Annotated in this window: 6 protein-coding genes and 1 pseudogene; 6 read left to right on the plus strand and 1 reads right to left on the minus strand. The window is 61.8% G+C overall.

Going from position 1 to position 6,841, the window contains the following annotated elements; genetic code table 11:
* The first annotated feature begins 23 nt into the window (after positions 1–23).
* The 4 genes from EOA85_RS23250 (at position 24) to EOA85_RS23265 (ending at position 4,340) form a co-directional block, all read left to right on the plus strand.
* Positions 24–482 carry a PaaI family thioesterase gene (locus tag EOA85_RS23250; RefSeq protein ID WP_029348345.1) on the plus strand — a complete coding sequence of 153 codons (459 nt, stop codon included), beginning with the start codon at positions 24–26 and terminating at the stop codon, positions 480–482.
* Between the two features lie 4 nt (positions 483–486).
* Positions 487–1,152 (plus strand): 5'-methylthioadenosine/S-adenosylhomocysteine nucleosidase, encoded by a 666-nt coding sequence (locus EOA85_RS23255; RefSeq protein WP_127211325.1) that lies wholly within the window; start codon positions 487–489, stop codon positions 1,150–1,152.
* 55 nt (positions 1,153–1,207) lie between these two features.
* A complete protein-coding gene (gene guaA, locus EOA85_RS23260) occupies positions 1,208–2,770 on the plus strand; it encodes a glutamine-hydrolyzing GMP synthase (RefSeq protein WP_127211326.1) in 1,563 nt (520 codons plus the stop codon).
* A gap of 316 nt (positions 2,771–3,086) precedes the next feature.
* Positions 3,087–4,340 (plus strand): site-specific integrase, encoded by a 1,254-nt coding sequence (locus tag EOA85_RS23265; RefSeq protein ID WP_127211327.1) that lies wholly within the window; start codon positions 3,087–3,089, stop codon positions 4,338–4,340.
* On the opposite strand, the gene EOA85_RS23270 is transcribed toward EOA85_RS23265, so the two are convergent.
* Positions 4,321–4,674, minus strand: coding sequence for an AlpA family phage regulatory protein (locus tag EOA85_RS23270; protein WP_245485968.1), 354 nt, complete (start codon positions 4,672–4,674; stop codon positions 4,321–4,323). The genes EOA85_RS23265 and EOA85_RS23270 overlap by 20 nt on opposite strands.
* Positions 4,675–5,211: 537 nt before the next feature.
* Between EOA85_RS23270 and EOA85_RS23275 the strand changes: the two genes are divergently transcribed.
* Both EOA85_RS23275 and EOA85_RS23280 read left to right on the plus strand, forming a co-directional pair.
* The gene (locus tag EOA85_RS23275; RefSeq protein ID WP_127211328.1) at positions 5,212–6,117 is read left to right on the plus strand and encodes a site-specific integrase; all 906 of its coding nucleotides are present in this window, start codon (positions 5,212–5,214) and stop codon (positions 6,115–6,117) included.
* A 16-nt stretch (positions 6,118–6,133) separates the two neighbouring features.
* Positions 6,134–6,841, plus strand: a pseudogene (locus tag EOA85_RS23280) (transposase zinc-binding domain-containing protein); the annotation flags it as partial.

The following is a 6,841-nucleotide window of genomic DNA, read 5'->3' on the forward strand; positions in this document are numbered from 1 at the left end:
TCTGACAGGAGCGTGACAAGCCCATGGCAGCAAAGATCGTACCCGCCCCCGACTATGAGGATCGCGTCAGGACGTCCTTCGCGCGCCAGAACGCCATGACGACCATCGGCGCCGAGCTGACGCTGGTGACGCCCGGCATCATCGAGATCGAGATGCCCTATTCGACGGCGCTGACCCAGCAGCATGGCTTCCTTCATGCCGGGGTCATTTCGACGGCGCTCGACTCGGCCTGCGGCTATGCGGCTTTCTCGCTGATGCCCGAGAATTCGGGCGTGCTCACTATTGAGTTCAAGGTCAATCTGCTGGCGCCGGGCCGGGGCGAACGCTTCCTGTTCCGCGGCTCGGTGACGAAGCCCGGCCGCACCATCATCGTCGCAGACGGCCAGGCCTATGCCTTCGCCGTCGACGGCGAGGCCAAGCTGATCGCCACCATGACCGGAACGATGATGACCGTGGTCGGTCGCGATGGCATTGAAGGCTGATCCGATGCGCAAGGCCGTCAGAATTGCGGGTAGGGACGTGCTCTTCGCGATGGCGGCGCAGGCCGAATACGGTCCGCATCTGCAGCGGCTGTTCACGCCTGTCATGACCGGCGTTGGACCGGTCGAGGCGGGCGTCAGGCTGGGCGCGGAACTGTCATGGCTGAAGTCTGAAAAGGCGCTGCCGGACCTCGTCGTGTCGCTCGGTTCGGCGGGCAGCCGGACACTGGAACAGACGAAAATCTACCAGGCCGTTTCGGTCGCCTACCGCGACATCGACGCCTCGCCATTGGGTTTCGAGAAGGGCGCGACGCCGTTTCTCGACCTGCCGGTGACGGTGCCGCTGCCGTTCAGAATTCCAGGCATTAGGGAGGCGACGCTGTCGACCGGCGCAGCCATCATTTCCGGCAGCGCTTATGATGCGATTGCCGAGGATATGGTCGACATGGAGACCTTCGCCTGCCTGCGAGCCTGCCAATTGTTCGGCGTGCCGCTCGTCGGCCTGCGCGGCATTTCCGACGGGGCTGCCGATCTCCGGCATGTCGGCGACTGGAAGGAGTATCTCCACGTCATCGACGAGAAGCTGGCGGAAGCGGTCACGCGGCTGGAACAGGCGATCGGGTCCGGCGCGCTGCAATTTGGACCGTCGCATGAAGACGCGCAATCGGATTGAGGGAGGCACCTCGCAACCCATTGCGCCGACTCGTTTCTTTCTCTAAACGCTCGCCATGAAGATAGCCAATCATCCCGACACCGTCCTGATTGTCGATTTCGGCAGCCAGTTCACGCAGCTCATCGCCAGGCGCATCCGCGAGGCCGGCGTCTTTTCCGAGATCGTGCCGTTCCAGTCGGCCGAAGCGGCGTTCAAGCGCATCAGTCCGAAGGCGGTGATCCTGTCAGGCGGCCCGGCCTCGACCGGCGACATCGGCAGCCCGCGCGCGCCGCAGATCGTCTTCGACGCCGGCGTGCCGGTGCTCGGCATCTGCTATGGCCAGATGGCCATGTGCGTGCAGATGGGCGGCGTCGCCGAAAGCTCAGACCATCGCGAATTCGGCCGTGCCTTCGTCGAGATCCAGAAGGACAGCCCGCTGTTTGAGGGCCTGTGGGCGCCCGGCCAGCGCCACCAGGTGTGGATGAGCCATGGCGATCGCGTCATCTCCTTGCCCAAGGGATTTGAGGTGTTCGGAAAATCGGAAGGCTCGCCCTTCGCCATTTTCGGCAATGTCGAGCGCAAGATGTACGGCATCATGTTCCACCCCGAAGTGGTGCACACGCCGGACGGCGCCCGGCTGCTGCAAAACTTTGTCCACAAGATCGCCGGCATCGAGGGCGACTGGACGATGCGCGCCTATCGCGAGCACGCGGTCGAGACGATCCGCAAGCAGGTCGGCAAGGGCAAGGTCATCTGCGCGCTTTCGGGCGGCGTCGATTCCTCGGTCGCCGCGCTGCTGATCCATGAGGCGGTCGGCGACCAGCTCACCTGCATCCTTGTCGACCACGGGCTGATGCGCAAGGACGAGGCATCAGGCGTGGTGGAGATGTTTCGCCAGCACTACAATCTGCCGCTCATCCTGGTCGACGCTTCGGACCGTTTTATCGGCGCGCTCGAGGGCGAGTCGGACCCGGAGAAGAAGCGCAAGACCATCGGCCGGCTGTTCATCGAGGTGTTCGAGGAAGAGGCCGAGAAACTCGGCGGCGCCGATTTCCTGGCGCAGGGCACGCTCTATCCCGACGTCATCGAAAGCGTTTCCTTCACCGGCGGCCCGTCGGTGACGATCAAGTCGCACCACAATGTCGGCGGCCTGCCCGAGCGCATGAACATGCAACTGGTCGAGCCGCTGCGCGAACTGTTCAAGGACGAGGTGAGGGCGCTCGGCAAGGAACTCGGCCTGCCCGACAGCTTCATCGGCCGGCATCCGTTTCCCGGCCCTGGTCTTGCCATCCGCTGCCCGGGCGGCATCAGCCGCGAAAAGCTGGAGATCCTGCGCGAGGCCGACGCCATCTATCTCGACGAGATCCGCAAGGCCGGCCTCTACGACGCCATCTGGCAGGCCTTCGCCGTGCTGCTGCCGGTGCAGACCGTTGGTGTGATGGGCGATGGCCGCACCTATGAATTCGTCTGCGCGCTACGCGCAGTCACCTCGGTCGACGGCATGACGGCGGATTTCTACCACTACGACATGGCGTTCCTCGGTGCCGCCGCCACCCGCATCATCAACGAAGTGCGCGGCATCAACCGCGTCGTCTACGACGTGACGAGCAAGCCGCCGGGTACAATCGAGTGGGAATAAAGCTCGGTCGTTCGCCAGCATTTGGTGGCTATCGGCGGCATACATTTAACTCGTTGAACTTTAACTGTTTTCCTCTCTTTTCCTATCGCTGACTATCGCCCACAAGCGGAATCATTTGGCGGTAGACGTGACGGCATCCCTTCCCTCATCATCCCCCCTTGAAGATAGTGCCGTCACGAACTTGCTTCCTAGTACGTTAGCTAATCTCTAGGTAAGCCGTTGAATTTTCGATGATACGGTCGGGCCTTGACGGTAAATTCGATGACGGTAAAATCTGGCGCTGGATATGTGGCCACGCACTTAGATTGTCCTCGCCATGCTCACTGACATTGCACTTAAGAAGCTGAAACCAAAAGACAAAATATACAAGGTCGCTGATCGTGACGGTATGTACGCCACGGTGTCCCCCGCAGGGCAGATCTCGTTCCGATACGACTACCGAATGAATGGTCGGCGAGAGACAGTCACGCTAGGCCGCTATGGTGAGGGTGGCCTCTCGCTAGCAGAGGCGCGCGACCGCTGCATTGCAGCTCGAAAAATGGTGGCAGCCGGACAATCGCCGGCGCATGAAAAGCAGCGTGAAAAGCGGCGCCTGTCTGCAATGGCCACCTTAGGCGATGCCGGCGGGGGGTGGTTTAAGGAGGCCAAGATGGCGGATAGCACGCGCTCAATGCGCAAAGCCATCTTCGATCGAGACATCTTGCCGATTTGGGACAAAAGGCTCCTCACAGAAATAACAGCTGACGACTTGCGGGCGCTCTGCGCAAAGGTGCGCGACCGCGGCGCGCCGGCAACAGCCATTCATGTCCGGGATATTGTTAAGCAGATCTATGGTCATGCCATTCTGCACGGCGAGAAGATTCCCAATCCAGCGGACGAGGTAGGACCGGCCTCGATTGCCACGTTCGAGGCAAAAGACCGAGCATTGTCCCCCGCAGAAATCCGAATCATGCTGAACGAGTTGGAAAGTGTTCCAACGTTGCCGACGATACGGCTCGGGCTAAAGCTGATCCTGCTCACGATGGTTCGGAAGGGTGAGCTGCTGGACGCGACGTGGGACGAGGTCGATTTTGAGAATGCTGTTTGGAGCATTCCCAAAGAGCGAATGAAACGGAAAAAGCCGCATAACGTTTACCTGTCCCGCCAATCCCTCGATATCCTGATTGCGCTCAAGACTTGCGCAGCGAACTCGCGATACGTGCTGCCATCTCGCTATGACGCCGACGAACCCATGTCGCGCGCCACCTTCAATCGGGTCACCATGGCCATTGTCGAACGCGCAAAAAAACAAGAATTGCCGCTTGCGCCCTTTACAGTGCACGACCTACGGCGGACCGGCTCGACACTCCTAAACGAGATCGGATTCAATCGCGACTGGATCGAAAAATGCCTTGCCCACGAAGACAGCCGTACCTCTCGCGGTGTTTATAACAAGGCTGAATATGAGCCGCAGCGTCGTCATATGCTGCAGGAATGGGCGGACATGGTTGAGGCATGGGCGGCGGGCAAGAAGCACACGCCCGTACTCCAGCCGGCTGCCGGGGCGGCGATCATCCTCGATCCGATTTGACAGGTCTCGTCTTCCGCGACCGCACATCTGGACCTGGGGCAATTTCGATCGCGCCGGCAGACGATGCGTTTCGCCTTGCCTGAACCCAGGCTTCGACCTCCGCCAGATCCCAAACAACACAGCGGGGGGTCAGATTGAAGCGTCGTGGGAACTCGCCACGCTGTTCCATCTCATAAATGGTCGTGTCCGATAAGGGGACGATTTCTCGCAATTGTGACCGGCGGACAGTTCGCACGACTTGTCGCGCCTGAATGTGCGGCAAAATGGGGAGGGACCGGTCTTCTGGTATGCTTTGGCAGCTTTCGGGTTGAATAGGCTTCTGCCATTTGACCATGTGTATGACCGGGAAGACTCCTTGGGAGCGAATGATCGCGTGTCTGCCCCAATTCCGATATAGCTCTCAATTACGACCACATCGTCGTCTTTGACCAGCAGGCGGACCTCATTAAAGGGGAGCATTCCCTAGCGGAACCTCGGCCTGGTTCTCAAGCATCTGATTTTGGGAACGTCGGAAATTTCCGGTCAGTGGGTTAGGGTCCGTCGGCACGCAGACATTTGAGTCTCGTGCTCCTCCGGCAAATGCTGGAGTGTTCGACCTAGAGAGCGTCTTTCGACTCCCGAGCCATCGCATCGAAAATATTTGTGTTTTTTCGTTCCCTGTTACTCAGTTTGTTACACAGCAACATAAGCTCCGTTTTTGACGCCCGAAAAAGGGCGGAGGGAAGCGGGTGGATGGCCGCTTTGCGCCGCATGCACGAACCCGCTTCGCGGGAGGGGCGCCTGATTCTGAGATGGCGCGGTATTCATAGGCCTTGAGCGAGTAGAGACCACGATCCGACCATGGAGTTCCCTTCAACGAGAGGAACTTGCCATGGCTACCTTGTCGACCGATGCTCCGATCACCCCGCTTCGCCAGCGCATGCAGCAGGACATGCTGATGCGGGGCCTGGGACCGCATACGCAGCAGGACTACGTTCGTCATGTCCGGCGCTTCGCCGCGTTCCTTGGCCGCGCGCCCGGCACCGCGGCGCCCGAGGACATCCGGCGCTTCCAGCTGTATCAGCACGCGAACGGCGTGGGCCCTGCGACGATCAACGGCGCGGTTTCGGCGCTGCGGTTCCTGTTCACGGTGACGCTGAAGCGGCGCGATCTGGCACGCGCGCTGGTGGTCACGCGATATCCGCGCAAGCTGCCCGATGTGCTGAGCGTCGAGGAAGCGGCGCGGCTGCTCGAGGCGGCGCCAGGCATCAAGTACAAGGCCGCGCTCGGTGTCGCCTATGGCGCGGGCCTGCGCGTGTCCGAGGTCGCGCACCTCAAGGTCTACGACATCGACTCGACACGCATGCTGATCCGCGTCGAGCAGGGCAAGGGACGCAGGGACCGCAACGCAATGCTCTCGCCGCAACTCTTGGAACTGCCGCGGCTGTGGTGGCGCGAAGGCAAGCGGCGCGGGGTGATGCTTCCACATGGGTGGCTGTTCCCGGGGCGTAGTTGCATCGCGCCGATCTCGTCGCGGCAACTGCATCGCGCGGTCCAGGAAGCAGCCGAAGTCGCCGGCATCCGCAAGCGCGTCAGCCCGCACACGCTGCGTCACAGCTTCGCCACCCACCTACTTGAGCAGGATGTCGACATCCGCGTCATCCAGGTGCTGCTCGGGCACAGCAAGCTTGAGACCACCGCGCTCTACACCAAGGTTTCGACCCGGACGATCCACGCGGTCGCAGGGCCGCTCGACCGGCTGATGGCGCTGATGGAAGGCAAGCCGCCTCCCGGCTGAACGGGTGCGCGCTGACCTGGAGGTCGCCAATATCTTCCGTGCTGCCGGCCCCGGATACCGGGTCGCCTACGCCCGGCATTTGAGCCTGCAGCAGCTCAAAGTCATGTCGGCGATCGAACACTGCCGCACCGCTGCATTGGGTGGCCATGTCGAAGCCTGTGAGGACTGCGGCCAATGGCGGATCGCCTATAACAGCTGCCGCAAACCGGCACTGTCCCAGGTGCCAGGGCGCGGCCGCGCGTACATGGCTCGCCGAGCGTGAAGCCGACCTGCTGCCGGTGGGATACTTCCACGTCGTGTTCACGCTGCCGGCCGAGGTCGCCGTCATCGCCTTCCACAACAAGGCGCTGGTCTATGACCTGCTATTCAAGGCGGCATCGGAGACGATGCTGACGATCGCGGCGGATCCCAAGCACCTCGGCGCGCGCATAGGCATCACCGCCGTGCTCCACACGTGGGGCTCGGCAATGACCCACCATCCCCATGTCCACATGATCGTGCCGGGCGGCGGCATCGCGCCGGACGGGTCACGCTGGGTATCGTCGCGGCCGGCCTTCCTTCTCCCAGTCAGAGTACTGGGCAAGCTGTTCCGCCGCCTGTTCCTGACCCGGCTGGTCGCGCTCCACGACGCCGGTCGGCTCGCCTTCTTCGGATCGGCGGCGCACCTGGCCGACCATCGGGCCTTCCTGCGTCATCTGAAGCCTGTTCGCAGCAAACGCTGGGC

It is taken from the genome of Mesorhizobium sp. M5C.F.Ca.IN.020.29.1.1, from assembly GCF_003997375.1.
GTDB classification, from domain to species: domain Bacteria; phylum Pseudomonadota; class Alphaproteobacteria; order Rhizobiales; family Rhizobiaceae; genus Mesorhizobium; species Mesorhizobium wenxiniae.

Bases quoted from the DNA above. Each gene is read 5' to 3' on its own strand.
- EOA85_RS23250 (WP_029348345.1), top strand. From the start codon at position 24: ATGGCAGCAAAGATCGTACCCGCCCCCGACTATGAGGATCGCGTCAGG.
- EOA85_RS23255 (WP_127211325.1), top strand. From the start codon at position 487: ATGCGCAAGGCCGTCAGAATTGCGGGTAGGGACGTGCTCTTCGCGATG.
- guaA (WP_127211326.1), top strand. From the start codon at position 1,208: ATGAAGATAGCCAATCATCCCGACACCGTCCTGATTGTCGATTTCGGC.
- EOA85_RS23265 (WP_127211327.1), top strand. From the start codon at position 3,087: ATGCTCACTGACATTGCACTTAAGAAGCTGAAACCAAAAGACAAAATA.
- EOA85_RS23270 (WP_245485968.1), bottom strand. From the start codon at position 4,674: ATGGTCAAATGGCAGAAGCCTATTCAACCCGAAAGCTGCCAAAGCATA.
- EOA85_RS23275 (WP_127211328.1), top strand. From the start codon at position 5,212: ATGGCTACCTTGTCGACCGATGCTCCGATCACCCCGCTTCGCCAGCGC.